General features: G+C 50.4%; 16 protein-coding genes. 7 read left to right on the top strand and 9 right to left on the bottom strand.

The window, feature by feature from the left end:
* The first annotated feature begins 116 nt into the window (after positions 1-116).
* Entirely contained in the window at positions 117-1772 is a 1656-nt protein-coding gene (locus B6A39_RS10615) for a glycerol-3-phosphate dehydrogenase/oxidase (RefSeq protein WP_083005240.1), read from the top strand.
* A gap of 78 nt (positions 1773-1850) precedes the next feature.
* Here B6A39_RS10615 and glpK read toward each other — a convergent pair whose 3' ends face one another.
* The 4 genes from glpK to B6A39_RS10635 form a co-directional block, all read right to left on the bottom strand.
* Complete coding sequence (glpK, locus tag B6A39_RS10620) at positions 1851-3335, bottom strand: glycerol kinase GlpK (protein WP_083005244.1); 1485 nt, start codon at positions 3333-3335, stop codon at positions 1851-1853.
* Positions 3336-3498: 163 nt separating this feature from the next.
* Positions 3499-4257: a DeoR/GlpR family transcriptional regulator gene (locus B6A39_RS10625; RefSeq protein WP_083005248.1), complete on the bottom strand. Its 759-nt coding sequence runs from the start codon at positions 4255-4257 to the stop codon at positions 3499-3501.
* A 129-nt stretch (positions 4258-4386) separates the two neighbouring features.
* Positions 4387-6237, bottom strand: a complete 1851-nt coding sequence (locus tag B6A39_RS10630; RefSeq protein ID WP_083005252.1) for an SLC13 family permease — start codon at positions 6235-6237, stop codon at positions 4387-4389.
* A 306-nt stretch (positions 6238-6543) separates the two neighbouring features.
* Positions 6544-7521, bottom strand: coding sequence for an NADPH:quinone reductase (locus B6A39_RS10635; RefSeq protein ID WP_083005256.1), 978 nt, complete (start codon positions 7519-7521; stop codon positions 6544-6546).
* Between the two features lie 180 nt (positions 7522-7701).
* Between B6A39_RS10635 and B6A39_RS10640 the strand changes: the two genes are divergently transcribed.
* The gene (locus B6A39_RS10640) at positions 7702-8469 is read left to right on the top strand and encodes a glycerophosphodiester phosphodiesterase family protein (RefSeq protein ID WP_083005260.1); all 768 of its coding nucleotides are present in this window, start codon (positions 7702-7704) and stop codon (positions 8467-8469) included.
* A 36-nt stretch (positions 8470-8505) separates the two neighbouring features.
* Positions 8506-9411 (top strand): deoxyribonuclease IV, encoded by a 906-nt coding sequence (gene nfo / locus B6A39_RS10645; RefSeq protein WP_083005263.1) that lies wholly within the window; start codon positions 8506-8508, stop codon positions 9409-9411.
* Here the strand turns inward: nfo and B6A39_RS10650 are convergent.
* On the bottom strand, positions 9381-9968 hold the full coding sequence (locus B6A39_RS10650; protein ID WP_083005266.1) for a helix-turn-helix domain-containing protein: 588 nt from the start codon (positions 9966-9968) through the stop codon (positions 9381-9383). The genes nfo and B6A39_RS10650 overlap by 31 nt on opposite strands.
* 177 nt (positions 9969-10145) lie before the next feature.
* On the opposite strand from B6A39_RS10650, the gene B6A39_RS10655 reads away from it, so the two are divergent.
* Together B6A39_RS10655 and B6A39_RS10660 are read left to right on the top strand one after the other, a co-directional pair.
* Positions 10146-11564 carry an amidase gene (locus B6A39_RS10655; protein WP_083005269.1) on the top strand — a complete coding sequence of 473 codons (1419 nt, stop codon included), beginning with the start codon at positions 10146-10148 and terminating at the stop codon, positions 11562-11564.
* 113 nt (positions 11565-11677) lie between these two features.
* A complete protein-coding gene (locus B6A39_RS10660) occupies positions 11678-12886 on the top strand; it encodes a benzoate/H(+) symporter BenE family transporter (RefSeq protein WP_083005273.1) in 1209 nt (402 codons plus the stop codon).
* 319 nt (positions 12887-13205) lie between these two features.
* Here the strand turns inward: B6A39_RS10660 and B6A39_RS10665 are convergent, their stop codons facing one another.
* Positions 13206-13640, bottom strand: a complete 435-nt coding sequence (locus B6A39_RS10665) for a hypothetical protein (protein WP_038484981.1) — start codon at positions 13638-13640, stop codon at positions 13206-13208.
* A gap of 244 nt (positions 13641-13884) precedes the next feature.
* On the opposite strand from B6A39_RS10665, the gene B6A39_RS10670 reads away from it, so the two are divergent.
* Together B6A39_RS10670 and B6A39_RS10675 are read left to right on the top strand one after the other, a co-directional pair.
* A complete protein-coding gene (locus tag B6A39_RS10670) occupies positions 13885-15618 on the top strand; it encodes a proline--tRNA ligase (RefSeq protein WP_083005277.1) in 1734 nt (577 codons plus the stop codon).
* Between the two features lie 47 nt (positions 15619-15665).
* Positions 15666-16208 (top strand): transglycosylase SLT domain-containing protein, encoded by a 543-nt coding sequence (locus B6A39_RS10675; protein ID WP_232318697.1) that lies wholly within the window; start codon positions 15666-15668, stop codon positions 16206-16208.
* On the opposite strand, the gene B6A39_RS10680 is transcribed toward B6A39_RS10675, so the two are convergent.
* The 3 genes from B6A39_RS10680 to B6A39_RS10695 all read right to left on the bottom strand — a co-directional run bounded on the left by B6A39_RS10680 (position 16205) and on the right by B6A39_RS10695 (position 19478).
* Positions 16205-17428: a PqqD family protein gene (locus tag B6A39_RS10680; RefSeq protein ID WP_083005283.1), complete on the bottom strand. Its 1224-nt coding sequence runs from the start codon at positions 17426-17428 to the stop codon at positions 16205-16207. The two genes, B6A39_RS10675 and B6A39_RS10680, sit on opposite strands and share 4 nt — an antisense overlap.
* A gap of 482 nt (positions 17429-17910) precedes the next feature.
* On the bottom strand, positions 17911-18966 hold the full coding sequence (locus B6A39_RS10690) for a GGDEF domain-containing protein (protein WP_083005289.1): 1056 nt from the start codon (positions 18964-18966) through the stop codon (positions 17911-17913).
* Between the two features lie 98 nt (positions 18967-19064).
* A complete protein-coding gene (locus B6A39_RS10695; protein WP_232318698.1) occupies positions 19065-19478 on the bottom strand; it encodes a hypothetical protein in 414 nt (137 codons plus the stop codon).
* Between the last annotated feature and the right edge of the window lie 39 nt (positions 19479-19517).

The raw sequence follows: 19517 nt of genomic DNA on the forward strand, positions 1-19517 counted from the left end.
ATCAGCGGCGAGCAAATAACAGCAGGGCTCGCTGGTCTACATAGGCTTATTGCTTTGTTGTCATGTTGAAACCGCTACCTAAACACGGGGCTTTTTCTTTGTTAATTGGAACCGCTATGAAACTGCGTAACCGGAATATCGAGAAATTGCACACTGACGACTTTGACGCACTAATCATCGGTGGCGGCATTAACGGTGCAGCAACCGCAGCCGCGCTTGCTGGCAAAGGTGCTAAAGTCGCCTTAATAGACCGCGGTGATTTTGCGGGAAGCACCAGTATGCACTCCTCTAATTTAGTTTGGGGAGGCATTAAGTATATGGAAAGCAAGGATTTCGCATTAGTACGCAAACTGTGCAAAAGCCGTAATCACTTGATTAAAAGTTACCCTTCTACGGTTCAGGAAATTCGCTTTCTTACCACTATCAGTAAAGGCTTCCGCCATTCACCGAAATATTTATGGGCAGGCACCTGGCTCTATTGGCTCATGGGGAACGGGTTTACCAAGTTACCTCGTTTACTGTCTCCTAAGAACATTAAGCAAGAAGAGCCAATTATTGATGTCGAAGGCTCAGTAGGTGGGTTTGAATACTCAGATGCCTACTTACACGATAACGATGCCCGATTTGTATTTAATTTTGTTCGTCATTCGCTTAACTATGGGGCAATTGCAGCCAATTATGTTGAGTCTCTTGGTGCTGAACGCGAGGGACAACACTGGGTCACCAAGGCCCGCAATGTCATGGATGGCAGCACATTTAACATCCGTTCCAAAGTATTAATTAATGCTGCTGGCCCCTGGGTAGACCAGCACAACGCACTCACTGGTGAGAAAACCTCTCATCAACATCTCTACTCAAAAGGTATCCATCTGATCGTTCCGCAATTGACGGAAACTAAGCGGGTGCTTGCGTTTTTTGCCGACGATGGACGACTGTTCTTTGTCATTCCCATGGGTAATCGCACCTGCATCGGCACCACTGATACGCATATGGAGCACCCAGAGGTAGATGTCACAGCTGAAGACATCGAGTTTGTATTGGAAAATATCAATAAGCGCCTAACGTTAGAAAAGCCGCTTACCCAAGACGATATTATTTCAACACGCTGCGGTGTTCGGCCGCTAGCTATCAAAGCGGATCAAGGTAGCGATCGCGATTTTCTCCAACTGTCGCGTAAGCATGTGATCGATACCAATGCGGATAGCGCTCACATTAGTATTTTTGGCGGTAAATTAACCGACTGTTTGAACGTAGGTGATGAAATCGCAGAAGAAGTGGTCCGCCTAGGTGTCAATCTCAGCGATATCAACTATCGCTGGTATGGCGAACCGCCAGAGCCTGTTAAACAACAGTTTATGGATCAGGCTAAACGGATGAACCTGGATGCGATGACCGCTCCGACGTCAACCGAGCCGCTCTCTTCCAGGCTGTGGCGTCGTTATGCAGAACAGGCCATGCAAATGCTAGAAAAAATCCGTCAGGATCCTGCGGAAGCCGACATTCTTATTGAAGGCACCGAATATATTCGCTGTGAACTAGAGCATGCTCGAGACCACGAAATGATTACGCAGCTAGAGGACTTCCTGCGCCGAAGAGCCAAAGTTTCATTGGTTGTTCACCATGAACAGCTGCGCCACTCTAAGGGGCTGAAAGAAGCGTGTCGTGTTCTGTTCGGGGACCAAGCGGAAGAGCGTTTCGCCACCTACTTTGCTGAAAATCGTGACACCTCACAGCCGTTCGTTGCGCAAGCAGAGCCACAGCACACTCACTAAACAACCATCAACGACATTAAAAAGCCGCTATCATCGATAGCGGCTTTTGCGTATTAAAGTAACCAATTAAAACTGTTGTTAATTAGAACGTACGCGATTTACGGCGTCTAACCAACCCTGGTATAACGCCTCCCGAGTCGATTCTTCCATTTTAGGTGTAAAGCTCTTCTCGCAGCGCCAGAGTTGCTCAATTTCTTCAAGCGTGTCATACCAACCCAAGCGCAAGCCTGCTAAGTAAGCGGCTCCTAGTGCTGTCGTTTCAAGAATAGTGGGTCTATCCACCTGAACGTCGAGCATATCGGCTAAAAACTGCATCACCCAACTGTTTTTCACCATGCCACCATCGACACGTAGATTACCCGGCGTGGCTTCCATATCGTCGTTCATGCAATGCTGAAGGTCACGGGTCTGGTAACACACCGCCTGGAGCCCCGCCGCAACAATTTCGGCAATACCGGTATCCCGAGTGAGGCCAAAAATTGCCCCTCGCGCTTTAGGGTCCCAATGGGGTGCACCCAAGCCAGTAAAAGCCGGAACCAAGTACACGCTATGTCCGCTGCGGGTTTCTTTGGCAAGCGCTTCTGTCTCTGACGCATCTGCAAACAGGTTCAACCCATCGCGTAGCCACTGCACAGTCGCCCCAGCAACGAAAATACTGCCTTCCATCGCATAGGTCGGCTTGCCATTAATTCGGTAACCAATGGTGGTCAACAGGCGATTTCGTGATACCGACGGCGTATCTCCGGTGTTCACGATCATAAAACACCCGGTGCCATAGGTGCTTTTGCCCATTCCTGGCTGAAAGCACGCTTGCCCCACTAGCGCGGCCTGCTGATCGCCTGCCACACCTGCGATAGGGATAGACGCCCCTAACCAATGCGCGTCAGTAATACCAAAATCATCGCTGGAATCTTTTACCTCGGGCAGCATGTTGGCAGGAACGTTAAACAACGCTAATAGCTCATCGTCCCATGTTTGATTATGGATATTAAAAATGGCGGTTCGCGATGCGTTGGTGGCATCAGTGACGTGTTGCTTGCCGTTGGTTAACCGCCAAATCAAAAAGGTATCGATAGTGCCAAAGAGTAATTCACCCCGCTGCGCTCGCTCACGGGCACCTTCTACATTATCGAGTATCCAGGCGAGTTTAGTGGCAGAAAAATAGGGGTCTATCAAGAGGCCCGTCTTCGCTTGCACTGCCTCAGTGTGGCCTTGATCGCGGAGTGTTTGACAAAGTTCAGAAGTGCGCCGGTCTTGCCAAACAATTGCATTATAGAGAGGCTTACCCGTCTCTCTATCCCAGACCACTGTGGTTTCACGCTGGTTAGTAATGCCAATTCCATCAATCTGCTCTGGCGAAATACTCGCCTTTTCGAGCACCTCACGACAAGTGGCAACGACAGTCTCCCAAATATTTTCGGGATCATGCTCTATCCACCCATCTTGGGGGAAGTGCTGAGGGAATTCCTGTTGAGCAACCGCCTCTATTTGACCTTGGCGGTCAAATAAAATGGCGCGCGAGCTGGTCGTACCTTGATCAATGGCGAGAATAAAGGAGGACATATCACGTTCACTTTGTTGTAGGTTCTTTCGATTTTGTATGTTTTGTTTCGCTTTATTATCATCCAAGGCTACTCTAGCCGCCCCAAATGCTCAAGTATGAAACTACTCTCCTTTACCCTTAACACGTCGATAGCCATACCTTCCCTCAAATCAGGCACCGTGCTTAGGCGATATGCAGCGCGACACCATGCTGTAATAACAGCTGCTGAATCGATTCAGGAGGTTTTCGATCAGTGAATAAAGCATCGAGCTGGGAAATATTGCCCTGCCGCACCACCGGATTGCGATGAAACTTAGAGTAATCAGCAGCCAAATAAATGCGCCGTGAATTGGCAATAATCGCTTGGGCAACGCGTACTTCTTGGTAATCAAATTCAAGTAGCGAACCATCCTCATCAATACCGCTGATCCCGATGATCCCGTAATCCACTTTAAATTGATTGATAAAATCGATAGTGGCTTCGCCGATAATACCGCCATCGCGTGAGCGGACTTGCCCACCGGCAATAATCACTGTGAAATCTTCTTTGTGCTGAAGAATGGCTGCCACGTTCAGATTATTGGTGATAATTTCTAAGCCCTGATGCTCAAGCAACGCCTGAGCAATCATCTCGTTACTGGTACCGATATTAATAAATAGTGAGGAGTGATGAGGAATTTGCTGCGCTAAGCAATGAGCAATCCGCTCTTTCTCCTCTAAATGCAGCGTCTTACGCGTGCTGTAAGCGGTGTTAACAGTGCTTGATTCTACGCCTACACCGCCATGTACACGACGAACCCGCCCTTCGTTTGCTAGCGTGTTTAAATCACGACGAATGGTTTGTGGCGTCACTGCAAAGTGATCGGTCAGCTGCTCGATGCTCATGTAGCCATGCTGGCGTACCAGGTCGACGATGGCATCTTGGCGAAACTGTTGGTTCATAAGCCCGGCCTGTTCGTTATTTATTGGTGTATAAGTGCTGTTCTCTATGGGCTATAGAGTAGCAAATTTTCGAAATTCAATAATACGAACATTGAGCCCTCCCCATTTTATCGCTAAGTATCTACTCCATTAAAGCGGCCAGACCCATAAAATGGTAGGAATGGCGACCACCATCACTACTAACGAAAGTGGAAGACCGAGCTTCCAATAATCTCCAAACTGATAGCCGCCCGGGCCTAGCACTAGCGTATTGGACTGGTGGCCTATCGGCGTTAGAAAGGCACATGAGGCACTGACAGCCACGATCATTAAAAAGGGATCAAGTGATACATCAAAACCACTTGCAAGACTGGCGGCAATGGGCGCCATCAACAATGCGGCAGCGGCATTATTGACCACATTGGAAAGCAACATCGAGAGAATAAATAGCCCTGCCAATGAAACAATAATGGGCCATTCAACGCCGAATCGTAGTAATGCATCAGCAATAATTTCAGCGCCACCGCTCGTTTCAAGCGCTTCCCCCACCGGCAGCATAGCCGCCAAGAGAACAATAACGGGACCATCAATGGCTTGGTAACCTTCTCTTAGCGGAAGCACACCAATCAGTAGTGATAGCAACGCCGCGCTACTCATGGCAACAGCGGCAGGAAGAAGATCAAACAGCATTGCAATAATTGCGAGGGCAAAAATACCGATCGACAGCGCCAATTTTCGCGGTTGACCTAAGTGAAGCTCACGATTAGCCAGCGGCAAACACCCAAGGGTCGCTAAGCTATCGGCGATTTCGTTTTCACTGCCTTGCAACAAAAGTACATCACCGGTTTGAAAACGAATGTCTCGAAGACGCTGCTTTAAACGCCCCCCATCCCGAGCTACCGCAACTAAATGCAGCCCGAACTGCTGATTTAACCGCAGCTGGCGTACACTTCGATTGACCATCATTGAATCGTTACGCACCACCGCTTCAATAAGCTGCAGACCTTCCGTATTGACAGGCTGGCGCTCATCCGTCGGTTGTGAAGCCTCATGCTCACTATCGGCCTCATCACTGTCTTTCTCATCTTCTTCTGGTTCCGCAATGGCGCTCAACCCTACTTTATCTTCCAGCAGCTTAAGCTCATCAGGCCCTGCTTCCAGCAGCAAAATATCTCCCTCTCGAAGCACCCCATGAAATGAGTACCCTGCGCGGCGATTATCTTCCCGTACCACAGCAAGAATAGGGATAGTCTCCTCTAGCTCATCATGAAGTTGCTGGAGTGTCAGACCATTAGCCTGTGATTCTTCTGACACCTTTAGCTCAACCAAATAATTAGCAGTATCAAACATTTCTTCGGTTGAAGCCTGCCCGCTGCGCTTAGGCGTTAAGCGCCAGCCCACCAGCACAATAAACACCAGACCGACTAGCGCAACAGCCACCCCCACCGGGGTAAAACTGAACATGCCGAAGTTTTCACCGGTGATATTACCCCGGTATGTGGCAATAATAATGTTGGGTGGTGTGCCAATCAGCGTGGTTAGGCCACCTAGCAGTGAGCCGAAAGCAAGTGGCATTAACAGTAGCGATGGCGACGTATTATGTTCACGCGCAAGACGCATCGCCACCGGTAACAACAGTGCAAGCGCCCCGACATTATTCATCACCCCAGAAAGCACCACGACCGTGCCAACTAATACCAGTAACTGCAACAGCAGCCGCTCACCCACTTTGAGCACTTGATTGGCGATGATATCGACAACACCAGAGCGCTCAAATCCTCGGCTAATGACCAATACAGCGGCCACCGTAATCACGGCCGGATGTCCAAAGCCTTTAAAAGCGTCATCGGTGGGCACAAGCCCAAGCATTACCGAACCGAGCAACGCCGCAAGTGCAACGAGATCATAGCGAAATCGACCCCACATAAAAGCGGCAAGTGTTAATCCCAAAACGATAAAAACCAACGTACTGGGCGCCAGCCCAATGCTTTCCATTGTCATGCGGGTCCATCTCCTTGTGTTGGGTACGCTCGGCTGATGCGCCAACTCATTAGCAACACATTAGATGATGGCCATACGGCCGTATAGTCCTAGAAGAGCACAACAAGAAAAAGAACGTTAGAGCAATAAAACGCCTGGCGTGACCTAATGCCAGTCAGTTAAAGCTGACTGGCATTACTGGCGTGGCCAGGCATTCATAAAAAGTAGCTAAAGAACGACTAAGCCAAACAGCTCACTCTATGTGGCAAAGAGTTGTTGCAAAGAGTGGCTACAAAGAGTGGTCGTTTAGCCATGCACCTAAAAGCGTTAAGGTAGTAGCACCGTTGAGCCTGTTGTTTGACGACTTTGCAGGGCATCTTGAGCCTTTCCTGCGTCCTTAAGCGGGTAGCGATTTGCTACGTCAATACGAAGTTTGCCGCTTTCGATCATGCCAAAAAAGTCATCGCACATCATTTCAAAGCGTTCACGGGTGTCAGCATAGCCGTTCAAACTTGGGCGGGTTACAAAGAGCGCGCCTTTTTGGTTCAGAATACCTATATTCACCCCGTCTACTGGGCCAGACGCATTACCAAAGCTGACCATTAACGAACGAGGTTTTAGGCAATCTAACGACATTTCCCAGGTGTCTTTTCCGACGGAGTCGTAAACTACATCGCACATTTCACCGTTGGTTAGCTCGCGCACCCGATCTACCACATTCTCTTCGCTATAGTTGATCGTGGCCCAGGCACCATTAGCCATTGCCAAGTCTGCTTTCTCTTTTGAACTAACCGTACCGATAAGCTTAACGCCTAGCGCTTTAGCCCACTGGCACGCAATCGAGCCAACGCCTCCAGCAGCGGCATGAAAAAGAATGGTCTCACCACCCTTTAACTCATAAGTTTGACGCAGCAAATACTGTACGGTTAAGCCTTTCAGCATACTGGCCGCAGCGGTTTCAAAATCAATAAAGTCCGGCAGCTTAATAACCTTGGCCGCTGGCAATGTATGCATCTCTGCATAGGCACCCAATGGCCCTTGTGCATACGCTACCCGGTCACCCTCTTTTAGATGGGTAACCCCTTCACCCACGGCATCGACAACCCCAGCCCCTTCAGTGCCTAATCCGGAAGGCATAGATGGGGCAGGATAGAGCCCCGTACGAAAGTAGATATCAATAAAATTCAGACCTACCGCTTTATTAGCAATACGCACTTCACCGCTGCCGGGCGCCTTTGGTTCGGTGTCGACCCACTCCAACACACCTGAATCGCCCGTTTTCGAAAACTCAATGCGTTTAGCCATCTAAGCAAACTCCCATTGTTAATTATTGGATACGCCTTAGCTGGCTATCCAACCGCGTTGTGCGCACTAAATCAAGCAATTAGCCAGTCATACAGGACATAGTGCTGTCATGCACCCATGCTAGACTATCTGAAAAATGTTGATAACAATGCTTATCGGTTACTCTCAAACGGACAGACTATGACGCACCCAGCAATCTGTTTGCCTACGCTTATAGCCCATCGCGGATACTCGGCCGCCGCACCTGAAAACACCCTAACGGCAGTGCGTGCCGCTCATCAAGCTGGGACAACCTGGGTGGAATTGGACGTTCAGCTTTTGGGCGATGGCACCCCTGTTATCTGGCACGATAGCGATATTAGCCGCTGCTCCGATAGCCGCGGCGACCTTGCTAACCTGACATGGCAGTATGCGCAACAGCTTGACGTCGGCAGCTGGTTTGGCGATACGTTTGCAGGTGAAAAGATGGCAAGTCTAGAGGCCATGCTGGCGCTATTGAACGAACTCAACATGGGGGTGAATTTAGAGATCAAGGTAAACAAAGGCCGTGACCCCATTGCCTTGGTGGATACCGTCTTACCAATCGTATTAGCAACACTGCCCGCCGAACGGCTGATTGTGTCCTCGTTTGATGCTCGGGCGCTAGCTCGATGCCGCCACATTGCACCAAAAGAAACACTTGCGTTAGGCGTACTGTTTGGCAGCACACCGCCAACTTGGCGTGACCAATGTGAAGCCATCGATGCCTTTAGTATTCACCCTCATTGGCCGCGCTTAAAACACACACAGGCCGCTGCCATGCGCAGAGATGGCTATGAAATTTTATGCTATACCGCCAACGACCCCAGTGCTTTTGAAAGCCGCTGGGGATGGGGAATAGCCAGCGCGATTACTGATGAGCCTGTAGCATTTCAACGCTATTTGAATAATCGACGTCGACACGGTTAAATTCGCCACTACCCAATACTCTACCTAAGGAAAACTATGCACTATCTTGGTGCCCATGTAAGCGCAGCGGGTGGCGCGGATCAAGCAGTGTTCCGTGCGGTAGAAATCGGCGCAAACGGCTTTGCTCTCTTCACCAAAAACCAGCGACAGTGGAAAGGTAAACCACTGACCGACGAGGCCATTGAAGCGTTTAAACAAGCCTGCCAAACCTATGGTTTTGGTCCGGAACAAATTTTACCCCACGACAGCTACCTAATTAACTTAGGCCACCCGGAAACTGCTGGGCTTGAAAAATCACGCGCTGCGTTTTTAGACGAAATGCAGCGCTGTGAGCAACTAGGCCTCACGTTATTGAACTTCCACCCTGGCAGTCATCTGAACAAAATTAGCGAAGACGACTGTCTGAAGCGCATCGCAGACTCCATCAACGAAGCACTGCTAGCCTCGCAAGGTGTCACGGCAGTGATTGAAAACACCGCTGGGCAAGGAACCAACCTCGGCTGGCGCTTCGAGCATTTAGCGGAAATTATTGCCCACGTCGATGATAAAACGCGTGTTGGCGTTTGTATTGATACTTGTCACGCCTTCGCCGCGGGGTATGACTTACGCACCGCCGAGGCCACCAAGGCAACATTGGATGAACTAGGCAAGGTGGTCGGCTTTGAGTATTTACGCGGTATGCATTTAAACGATGCCAAGAGCACCTTCGCAAGCCGTGTAGACCGCCACCACAGCTTAGGTAAAGGCAATATCGGATTGGATGCATTCACAACGATCATGCAAGACGAACGCATTCATGACATACCGATGATTTTGGAAACCGTCGAACCCAGCATTTGGGCTGACGAACTCAATTGGCTACGTGCTCAAGTACCTGGTACTCAAGTGCCCGGTACTCAAGTGCCCGGTGCTCAAGCGCCTGACGCAGCGCCTGGCAAATAGTGAATCACATCATGAAAGCGTAGCCGCGTCGTAGCGCTGTTTCGCATGGCGTGTGGGCGATCTGCAAAAAAACGCAGTCCCTCGCCTACCCGCAGCGTTTGCCAGCGCTCGTCTATGCGCAGCTCCATTTCACCCTCGACAACGACGATGTGTTCTACCACACCGCTGGCGTGGGGAGAGGACTCACTGATCGCCCCTGGCGCTAGCTCAATCATGAACATTTCAAAGCCCAGCAGCGGGTCATAAGGGAAAAGCAGCCGCGCTTGCATGCCCGCGCTATCATCGCCCCAAACGGACTCCCAGCCATCTCTATGTAGTTCGCCTAACGCTGGTTTATCACCATCAAACAGGGTTGAAAACGACACTCGAAAGCCACTGGCAATCTTCCAAAGCGTTGAGATGGTAGGGCTAGACTCACCGCGCTCTATCTGTCCCAGCATGGCTTTACTCACACCCGTTTCACCCGCCGCGCGATCTAGGCTCCAACCACGATTTTTACGTAGTTTTTTCACGGTTCCCGCAATGTGCTCGGCAATGGTATGGGGGTCACTCACTATGTGTGGTCTCCTTTTTGTTAAGCATACTAGTGTATCGACTGATCAATAAAAGCAACACATTGCTTAGAGAGCATCTTGGTCTCTTTTGCAGACTTCCATCCACTTGCCTAGGCTTGTAGTGACGCTAGTTATTTAGCTTAGCAACCTCTTTTAAGCCTCAATTGCAAGGAGCGACACGTGAACGACAATGATTTAGGCCTGATGGATGCGCAATCGTTGGCTAAATTATTCAAATCCCGCAAAGCCTCCCCCTTAGAGGCTACCCGTGCAGCTCTTGAACGAATTGAAAGCTTTAACCAACAAGTAAATGCCTATGTGTATGTTGACGCTGAAGGGGCTGAACGTGCTGCTAAAGCGTCTGCTAGACGATGGGGCCAAGGAAAGCCATTAAGCCCAATAGACGGTATTCCAGTTTCTCTAAAAGATCTGACTCAGGTGGCAGGCATGCCTTGCCGCGAGGGCTCATTGACGACTTCGGAGGCACTCTGTGATACCGATGCCCCACCTGCGCGTATGCTGCGTGAAGCAGGAGCCATTATTTTGGGAAAAACCAATACGCCTGAGTTTGGGTGGAAGGCAGTGACAGATAATCGCGTTTTTGGGGCCACCGCGAATCCCTGGGATACACGCCTAACCGCTGGTGGCTCCTCTGGCGGTGCGGCAGTGGCAGCAGCTCTTAATATGGGCGTTTTACATCAAGGCGGCGACTCAGGCGGATCTATCCGTATCCCTGCAGCCTTTAACGGCGTCTTTGGCTTTAAACCTACATTCGGCTGGACACCACAGTGGCCACCGGCTAAGGAGCCAAGTCTTTCCCATCTGGGCCCGCTTACTCGCTCCGTGGAAGATGCGGTTAGTATGCTTAACGTAATGGGTCGCTATGATTATCGCGACCCTTATGCAGCACGTGGCCAGCCTAGCTGCTGGGGTGAAGACTTAGGAAGAAGTTTAGATGGTTTGCGAATTGGTTTTTCAGCAGATCTTGGTTTTGCCAAGGTGGATCCTCAAGTAGCACAGCGGGTAAGAGAAGCGGCTGATAAGCTTGCAGATCTTGGTGCAAACGTTGTTGAGGTAGATCCTGGCTTTGATTCTCCGCTCGATACTTTTCGCAAGCTATGGTTTACCGCTTCATTGCAACAGTGGTCACAGATGAGCAGCGAGCAACGTGAATTGCTAGATCCAGGCTTGGTCGCTAATGCAAAACAAGCCGAAGCGTGGTCAGCAGTTGAATTGTTCCGTGCATTAACTGATCGAGCCGCGCTAACGCAACGCCTAGAATATTTTAATCAGCACTACCATCTTTTAATGACGCCAGCCGTGTCACTACCGGCCTTTGAGATCAATCATGAAGTGCCTCCCGGCAGCAAGATGCGTGATTGGGAAGAATGGGCATCTTTTAGCTACCCCTTTAACCTCAGCCAACAACCTGCTGCATCGGTGCCATGCGGATTCACAGAACAAGGGCTTCCCGTTGGTTTCCAGCTTGCAGGCGGTAAGTATGATGATATTCGCGTTCTCCGGGCATGCTATGCCTATATGCAAGCCCATCCACCTCGCTTTCCAAGTGTCCCTAATCCGGCTCATTACGCTGGTTAGATAACAACATACCGACTTGGGCGTAAACCGACCATTGTGCGCTATAGCGCACAATGGTAGTCTTGCACATTGTGCGTTATAACGCATATTTTAAGCGCAAGTGAGGTACATACATGGAAGCCCCGTCGTCCCTGCAGCCCACAAAAAGCCATAAAACCGCATTTTGGCGAGACATTAGTCTCTCGTCGGTCACCGCAGGTTTCGTTGCGGTTACTATCGGCTACACAAGCTCAGCGGCAATCATTTTCCAGGCGGCAGCCGCGGCAGGTGCTAGCACTGCGCAAATTAGCTCTTGGCTATGGGCACTAGGCATTGGCATGGGCATAACCTCAATAGGCTTATCGCTACGCTATCGAATGCCTTTATTAACCGCGTGGTCAACGCCAGGCGCGGCTTTTTTGGCAACTAATCTTCCTGGCATTCCACTTGATGAAGCCATCGGTGCCTTTCTATTCTCCGCGCTGCTCATTACGCTATGCGGCGTAACAGGTTTATTCGAGCGCTTGATGCGTTATATCCCTAGCGCAATCGCCTCGGCACTACTAGCAGGTATTCTGCTGCGCTTTGGCTTAGAGCTGTTTAACGTTATGGAAAGCCAATGGCTACTACCACTGGCCATGTTGGCCGCTTGGGTAGCAGGTCGACGCCTTTGGCCAACGCTTGCAGTGCCTGGCGTGCTGTTAATTGGCATTGCTATTGCCCTTTGGCAGGGCCAACTAAACGTCCACAGCATTCCGTTAGCACCTACCGTACCCGTTTTCACTACGCCAGCCTTCTCGCTGACAACACTGATCAGCATTGGCATCCCTCTGTTTGTCATTACCATGGCGACTCAAAATTTACCTGGCGTAGCAGTTCTGCGAGCAGCAGGCTATCAGCCAAACAGTTCGCCACTCATTAGTTGGACAGGGGGTGCTACGCTTTTACTTGCACCCTTTGGTGGCTATGCATTCAATATGGCGGCCATTAGCGCAGCAGTCTGCATAGGGCCTGATGCCCATGCGAACCCTCTTAAACGCTATACCGCAGGCGTTGCAGCGGGCGTGTTCTATATCTCGATGGGAATCTTTGGGGGCACAGTTACCGGTATCTTCAATGCGCTTCCCAGCGTCCTCGTTATGTCGCTGGCAGGTATAGCGTTACTTGGCACATTAAGTGGGGGGTTAGCGAATGCATTTGAAAATAGTGGGCAGCGAGATGCTGCCATTGTTACCTTTTTACTAACCGGCTCTGGCATCACTTTATTAGGTATCGGCGGCGCATTTTGGGGGCTTGTGGCGGGCTTGGTGGTTCTAAAGCTGACAAATGCTCCAAAGCATTAGCGGTATGTTATTCATGCAATAACTATTCATGTAATAACAATACGATAAAAAATGCCCCCAGAGCGTTCACTACTGGGCTAATGCCCGTCAGTTAAGCCTGACGGGCATTAGCCGATGGGCTGTTTTTTTGATTAATAAGTGCCTGACGGTGATTCCACCCCAGCCCTCCGAGCCGCCCTCATCATTCCCGCAGGCCCTTAGCGGGAATCCATGTTGACCTGGGGTTTTAGACTGCGGTAAGCCAAGGTCAAGGTGGGTTCCCGATTACCCCACTCGGGAATGACGTGCGGTGACTCGGGAATGACGTGCGGTTTACGAATTACATTGTAGCGAGGCGTTCTTCATCCAGTACGCCCGACATACGCACCATGGCTAACGCTTCATCCAGGCTTGCCACTTCTTCCATCATCAATAATTCGTTTTCCAAACTAACCGGCTGCCCCGCTTTATCTGACAGTAGCTTCTCTAGCGAAGCTACGTCCATAGCGTCGTCTAAGTGGTGAATATCTACCGATGCACTGCTAGCACTTGGTAAGTAGATAGTGCCATTAGAGAAATCCACGGCATAAGCGATAACGCCTGGCACAATAAAAAACAGTAAGCCGACACCGTTAGCGATCGCCACCACTGGGTCAACATTACCGCTCATTTGTCCTTTACGCTCAGGATGAAAGAGCGTTCCACAACCACTTAACGTTACAATGGAGACACCAACAACGGCCCCCGTTAACCAACGGCGTACTGCTTGCTGCATGAAGGTTCCCTCAAAGTCCTAACGTACCGATAGCGTGAAGAAGATGCTGTTGTTTGGCCATTGCTATCGAACCACAAAACTGAGCAAGTTTAACACATTTGATTACCAACACACGCCAAGCTGTTAACGTAGGATTTTGCCGCCATACTCGCTTAGCCGTACAATGCCGCATTCAACGCTAGTTTAAGCGCTACATTACTAAACGATTAAGCATCACCCCTACCAACAAGGAATGCTCACGCCCATGCGCGCCAGCCAATTATTGATTGCGACATTAAAAGAAACTCCGGCCGACGCTGAAGTCATCAGCCACCAGTTAATGCTGCGCGCCGGTATGATCCGTCGTCTTACCTCTGGCCTCTATACGTGGCTGCCTCTTGGCCTACGCACGTTGCGTAAGGTTGAAGCCATTGTCCGCGAAGAGATGAACCGTGCCGGCGCTCAGGAAGTATTAATGCCCGCCGTGCAACCAGCTGACCTATGGCAAGAGTCTGGCCGCTGGGAGCAGTACGGTCCGGAACTACTGCGCCTGAAAGATCGCCACGAACGTGACTACTGCGTAGGCCCGACCCATGAAGAAGTCATTACCGATTTGGTGCGAAAAGAGATTGCCAGCTACAAACAGCTGCCGATTAATTTCTACCAAATTCAAACTAAGTTTCGTGACGAGATTCGCCCTCGCTTCGGGGTGATGCGTTCTCGCGAATTCATTATGAAAGATGCTTACTCCTTCCACTTGGATGAAGCCTCTCTCAAAGAGACCTACCAGACGATGTATGATGCCTATACACGCATCTTCACCCGCTTGGGTCTCGATTTCCGTCCTGTGATTGCTGATAACGGCTCAATTGGCGGCACTGGTTCCCACGAGTTCCACGTACTAGCCGACTCAGGCGAAGATGATATCGTGTTCTCCAACGCCTCCGATTACGCCGCTAATATGGAAAAAGCAGAGGCTCTGCCCGCGCCGTTAGGCAGCAACGTCGAGCGCGCAGCCCCTAGCCAAGAGATGCACCTGGTTGATACGCCTAACGCTAAGACAATTGCCGCCCTAGTAGAGCAGCATGGCCTGCCTATTGAGAAAACCATTAAAACGCTGATGGTGCATGCTGCTGAAGGTGGCCTGATTGCTCTGTTGATCCGTGGTGACCATGAGCTTAATGAGGTCAAAGCTGAAAACCTGCCCCAGGTAGCCGCTCCGCTTACCATGGCGAACGAAGAAGAAATCCGCGCCGTGGTTGGCGCTGGCCCAGGCTCACTTGGACCGGTCGGCCTAAATATGCCGATTATTATCGATCGCAGCGTGGCACTTATGAGCGACTTTGGTGCTGGCGCAAATGTCGATGGCAAGCACTATTTCGGCATTAACTGGGAGCGTGACGTGGCTCTGCCCCAAGTTGCCGATCTACGTAACGTTGTAGAAGGTGACCCTTCGCCAGACGGTAAAGGCACGCTTTCTATCAAACGAGGCATAGAAGTGGGTCACGTCTTCCAGCTTGGACAAAAGTATTCCGAAGCAATGAACGCGACAGTACTGGGCGACAACGGCAAAACTAGTCACCCGTGGATGGGCTGCTATGGTATCGGCGTTACTCGCGTGGTAGCTGCTGCCATTGAGCAAAACCATGATGATTCAGGCATTATCTGGCCAAACGCCATCGCACCGTTCCAAGTAGCGCTGGTACCGATGAATGCCCACAAATCACAACGTGTGCGCGAAGAGTCCGAACGGCTCTACCAAGCACTAACAGCGGCGGGCTTAGACGTGCTGCTTGACGACCGAGACACACGCCCCGGTGTGAAGTTTGCCGACTTGGAACTGATGGGCGTACCCCACCGCTTAGTGATTGGTGACCGAGGCCTGGATAACGGTGAACTTGAATACAAAGGCCGTCGAGACAGTGAGGCAACCATGGTTCCCGCCGATCAAATCGTCGATTTTCTTCGCGAGCAAGCGGGTCTGAGTAACAACGGATAAGGCAGCTTTTCATGTTGCTGGGCGCAATAGTAAGATGTTTGCGCTGGATGAACGGGTGGGTCTTGGCAGGCAGCATTGTATTCGCTGCCTTGCCTATGGCCAGCGCAGTGGCGTCTCCGCTGCGACTGACTCTTGATGCTGCCCACCAACAAACGTCTGATTCTCAGCGGCAGTTGCAACAGTGGCGTAGCCGCATGGATGCGCCACTGTCACGGTTTATCCGTGACCCCGATGAGCGACACGAGTTACTAAAACGTCTGTATCAAGAAGCTCATTTAGCCGGGTTACCCCCTGACCTCGTGCTATCACTAATTCAAGTAGAAAGTGCCTTTAAAGCCGATGCAGTCTCGTCTGCTGGTGCCATCGGACTCATGCAAATTATGCCTTTCTGGGTCGAAGAGCTTGGCCTGCCAATAGACAACCTTAGCGATCCTAATCGTAATCTGCGTTATGGCTGCACCATTTTAGCTCACTACCTCGCCGTCGAACGCGGTGACTTCACTCGCGCATTGGCTCGTTATAACGGCAGCCTAGGACAAACATGGTACCCAGAACGGGTACTAAAAGTATGGCGAGATGATTGGCGTTAATCGGCGACAGGCTGCACTAACCCTAAGCTGACTAGTTGGCCCAATAAATGGCAGATATCCCGCTTGATATTTTGCCTGCTAGCACCAACAAAAAAAGCCACCAAAGTATCAACAATGTCATCTTGGCATAGAGCCTCATGCTGCAGTAATGCCCACACGGCTCTACTCGTCATATTCAAACGATGGATTTCGCCGCCCTCTTTCGCAATGACGAACAGCTCTTCACCCAATGGAAACTCATGAGCCACTGGGCTGATTTGCCAGCTGCGCGTGTCGTTTGGTGCCAACACATAGCTCTGTTTGAACGCCTCAGGCTCAGTTTGGCGACGACACACATTCGTCGCTACAGCACCGTCAAGAAACCCATCGTTATCTATCTCAGTTGCCAGCCACGTTGCCGCTTCGTAAGCATCTCGGTAACGCATTAAAAAGCACGGCAAACCTTTTAAGAGTGGCAAAAAGCGTTCAATCAACGTTTGATCCGACTCATGCTCAGCGAAATTCTGCTGCAACAACTGCCATAACCCATCTCCCGGCTGCAGACGTACAAGCTGTGGCTCACTAATCGATTCATCGCGCTCAATAAGGAGTATGGCGCCTAGCGGACAGCGCACCCCATGCGATGCCAGCTGCTGCTCGTTTAACGCTAAGTAGCCATAGCGATCATCATGAGGCCCTAAGTGGTTAGCAACAAACTGATGAAACTCAGACGCTAGAGTCTCGGGCAACGGCAAACGCAACCTAGGTGCAACGCCCAGCGCTATTCCTTCACCACCGCGATTGAGTGCCAGCACATCATCGCCGAACACCCGATAACCAGCTGCAGCAAACGCCGCCGTGAGCGTGCTTTTGCCCGCTCGATGACTATCCGGAAATATTACTAGCTGTTGATTAACCTCTACCGCCCCGCAGTGAAGTCCAATATGCTCTGGATGGTGGCGCAGATAAGCACCCGCTAAATCAGCAATCACGCTGCATGCGGTTCCCGCTGGTGTATCTAATAACATACCACCCGGTAGTGCCGGTGCTTCCTGCCAGTAACCTTTAGGATGACGCCAAACACAAATAGAAGGTGCTTGCTGCTGAGCCTCACAGGGCGTTAGCCGCCAGCCAGGCATGGCCTGATGGATCACTGGCAGCAGGTGCTCTGCATCAATCAAACGTATGCAAGGGCCAATATTTTCCAGCGCATAATCAACAGCAATCGATGTGGCAGACACGACACCCCCCTACCAGCGAGGTAATAAACGACTTATGTGAATCTCAATCACACCATCTCGTTCCCAGCGAGAACGCTGTGGGCGAGAGTAGTAAGGGCGAGAATGCCGTGATTTAGAATAACGAGGTCTTGAATAGCTGGGTCTTGAATAACTGGGTCTTGAATAACTGGGCCGCGAGTAACGTGAACGGGAGTGATGATCACGCGCTTCAGCTTGCCCCATGGATAACAGCGTAGGGGCTACGTAAAGTGCAGCGGCACCAAGCCCTAAGCTTGCTAAAACTTGTCGGCGTGAACGCCGCTTATTCAGCAGGGAATCGGCTTCATTGCTCATATCAGCACTCCGGATTAGTCGCTAGAAAAGGTTATGAAACGCTGTTTTAAAAACAATCCTAGCGTCGAAGCACTCGTCAAACCACCGATTGAGCGTTACTTTCCCATTGTTTACTTTTTTTAACTATACCTCAGCGTTTTGTGAAAACATTATGCAGCCACAGTAATCTGCCAATCATTACGGCCTGCGCTCTTTACTTGGTAAAGCGCTTTATCAGCATATTTGTAAGCGCTTGGAAAGGTGGTTTTCCCTGCGGTAAAGCGCGCCGCCCCAATACTCAAGGTGACCCTTTCATTGTCCGGATGCGTGGGGTGTTTGAAATCAGCCTGCTCTAAAGCAGACGTCAATTGTTCACAGTAGCCAATCAAGATTGCATCTTCATCACAAGGCAATACGGCCGCAAACTCATCGCCCCCTAACCGGTACAGTTTTGCATCTTTTCCAAGTACATGTTTTAAGAGGCTGGCTAAGCGCCTTAACAGTTGATCCCCCTCAGGATGCCCCAAGGAATCGTTGTACTGTTTGAAGAAGTCGATATCGACCAAGATCAAAGCAAGCGCTGCCCCCTCTTTGGCGGCGACATCCTGATGAAGCGCACTACGGTTACCTATCCCCGTCAGCGGATCGCGCATCGCTTGCTGCATCCAGGCCATTGTTTGCTTAGTAGCGCGCTCTGTTCGCCGCAGCTGGCGCTCATGCATTAGCCAAAACAGCAGGCCTAGCGCAAAAATCACCATACTCGAATAGGTGAGAACCTGATTATGCCGCCGGGTGCTCTTAGAAAACTTATTAATTGCCATACCACGCAGGTCGAGCTGGTTCATCTCAATGTTTGTTAAACAATCAATTGGTCCCAACAGTTCGGCCGCGGCATCAAAGGGTGTCACGGCATTTTCTTTAAGGCGCTCTGTTAGTAAAGTTAGGGTTTGTAAACTTGATTGAGTACAACTGTACTTTTGACGATATATCTCAACGTCAATTAGTCCATAGGCAAGATCGAGATTAAGCCTAACCGTTTGTCGTTGTTGATCGTCAAAAGCCTGTTCGCTTAACAAATGTTGCTGGGCGAGCTGTAAATATCCCCGCGATCTGGTAGCCAATTGCTGCCCAGTCAAATTGCCGGTTTGGCTGAAGTAAGCTTGTATTTCTGGATATACCCATCGCGCCTCATAAACAATAACCACCATCAATGCCATAAAGCTCATAAGGCTCAATGATAGCCACGTTACATAGCGCCGCTTCCTACCTAAAGGACTAGGTGGTGGTGTAGGCACGGCAGGTGGGCAAGATGGCGGTTCAATAATCACCAACGCGCCTCAATACTTCGAATCATCCATATCCAATCATTGAATTCACGTAAATTCTCGATATCACGCTGATCATCATAAGCCTGCTCAACCAGCCGCAACGGCCCTCGCGAACGCAACGTAAGCGGCTCTCCATTCTCTTCCGTTACCATTAACCACTTAGGATCATTCCAGCCACTTAATGTCACTTCGTAATCATCCCATGCCGTAAAGCGCAATGCAGGGGGAACTTCGCCAAACTGATTAATGAGAAAGCGACGGAACTCAAGTCCGTGCATATCAACTTCTCGCCCTTGAAAAGGATCAAATATTGACAAGGTAATCGTAGACTGTTGGCGCAACTCGTTAAGAGAAAGCGTTGTGGTTTTTTCGCCATTAATTACGCTTAATGACTGAGAATAGGCCGGCATTGATAGCCAACTAAGTAATAGTAGGACGCAGACAACACT

Origin of the sequence: Halomonas sp. GT (assembly GCF_002082565.1) — a bacterium.
Classification (GTDB): Bacteria; Pseudomonadota; Gammaproteobacteria; order Pseudomonadales; family Halomonadaceae; genus Vreelandella.

What these genes read in the sequence shown, in the direction of transcription:
- B6A39_RS10625 (WP_083005248.1), bottom strand. Translation starts at nt 4,257, where the DNA reads ATGAACCAACAGTTTCGCCAAGATGCCATCGTCGACCTGGTACGCCAG.
- glpK (WP_083005244.1), bottom strand. Translation starts at nt 3,335, where the DNA reads ATGTCCTCCTTTATTCTCGCCATTGATCAAGGTACGACCAGCTCGCGC.
- B6A39_RS10690 (WP_083005289.1), bottom strand. Translation starts at nt 18,966, where the DNA reads ATGAGCTTTATGGCATTGATGGTGGTTATTGTTTATGAGGCGCGATGG.
- B6A39_RS10630 (WP_083005252.1), bottom strand. Translation starts at nt 6,237, where the DNA reads ATGACAATGGAAAGCATTGGGCTGGCGCCCAGTACGTTGGTTTTTATC.
- B6A39_RS10660 (WP_083005273.1), top strand. Translation starts at nt 11,678, where the DNA reads ATGGAAGCCCCGTCGTCCCTGCAGCCCACAAAAAGCCATAAAACCGCA.
- B6A39_RS10695 (WP_232318698.1), bottom strand. Translation starts at nt 19,478, where the DNA reads ATGCCGGCCTATTCTCAGTCATTAAGCGTAATTAATGGCGAAAAAACC.
- B6A39_RS10640 (WP_083005260.1), top strand. Translation starts at nt 7,702, where the DNA reads ATGACGCACCCAGCAATCTGTTTGCCTACGCTTATAGCCCATCGCGGA.
- B6A39_RS10665 (WP_038484981.1), bottom strand. Translation starts at nt 13,640, where the DNA reads ATGCAGCAAGCAGTACGCCGTTGGTTAACGGGGGCCGTTGTTGGTGTC.
- B6A39_RS10670 (WP_083005277.1), top strand. Translation starts at nt 13,885, where the DNA reads ATGCGCGCCAGCCAATTATTGATTGCGACATTAAAAGAAACTCCGGCC.
- nfo (WP_083005263.1), top strand. Translation starts at nt 8,506, where the DNA reads ATGCACTATCTTGGTGCCCATGTAAGCGCAGCGGGTGGCGCGGATCAA.
- B6A39_RS10675 (WP_232318697.1), top strand. Translation starts at nt 15,666, where the DNA reads ATGAACGGGTGGGTCTTGGCAGGCAGCATTGTATTCGCTGCCTTGCCT.
- B6A39_RS10615 (WP_083005240.1), top strand. Translation starts at nt 117, where the DNA reads ATGAAACTGCGTAACCGGAATATCGAGAAATTGCACACTGACGACTTT.
- B6A39_RS10635 (WP_083005256.1), bottom strand. Translation starts at nt 7,521, where the DNA reads ATGGCTAAACGCATTGAGTTTTCGAAAACGGGCGATTCAGGTGTGTTG.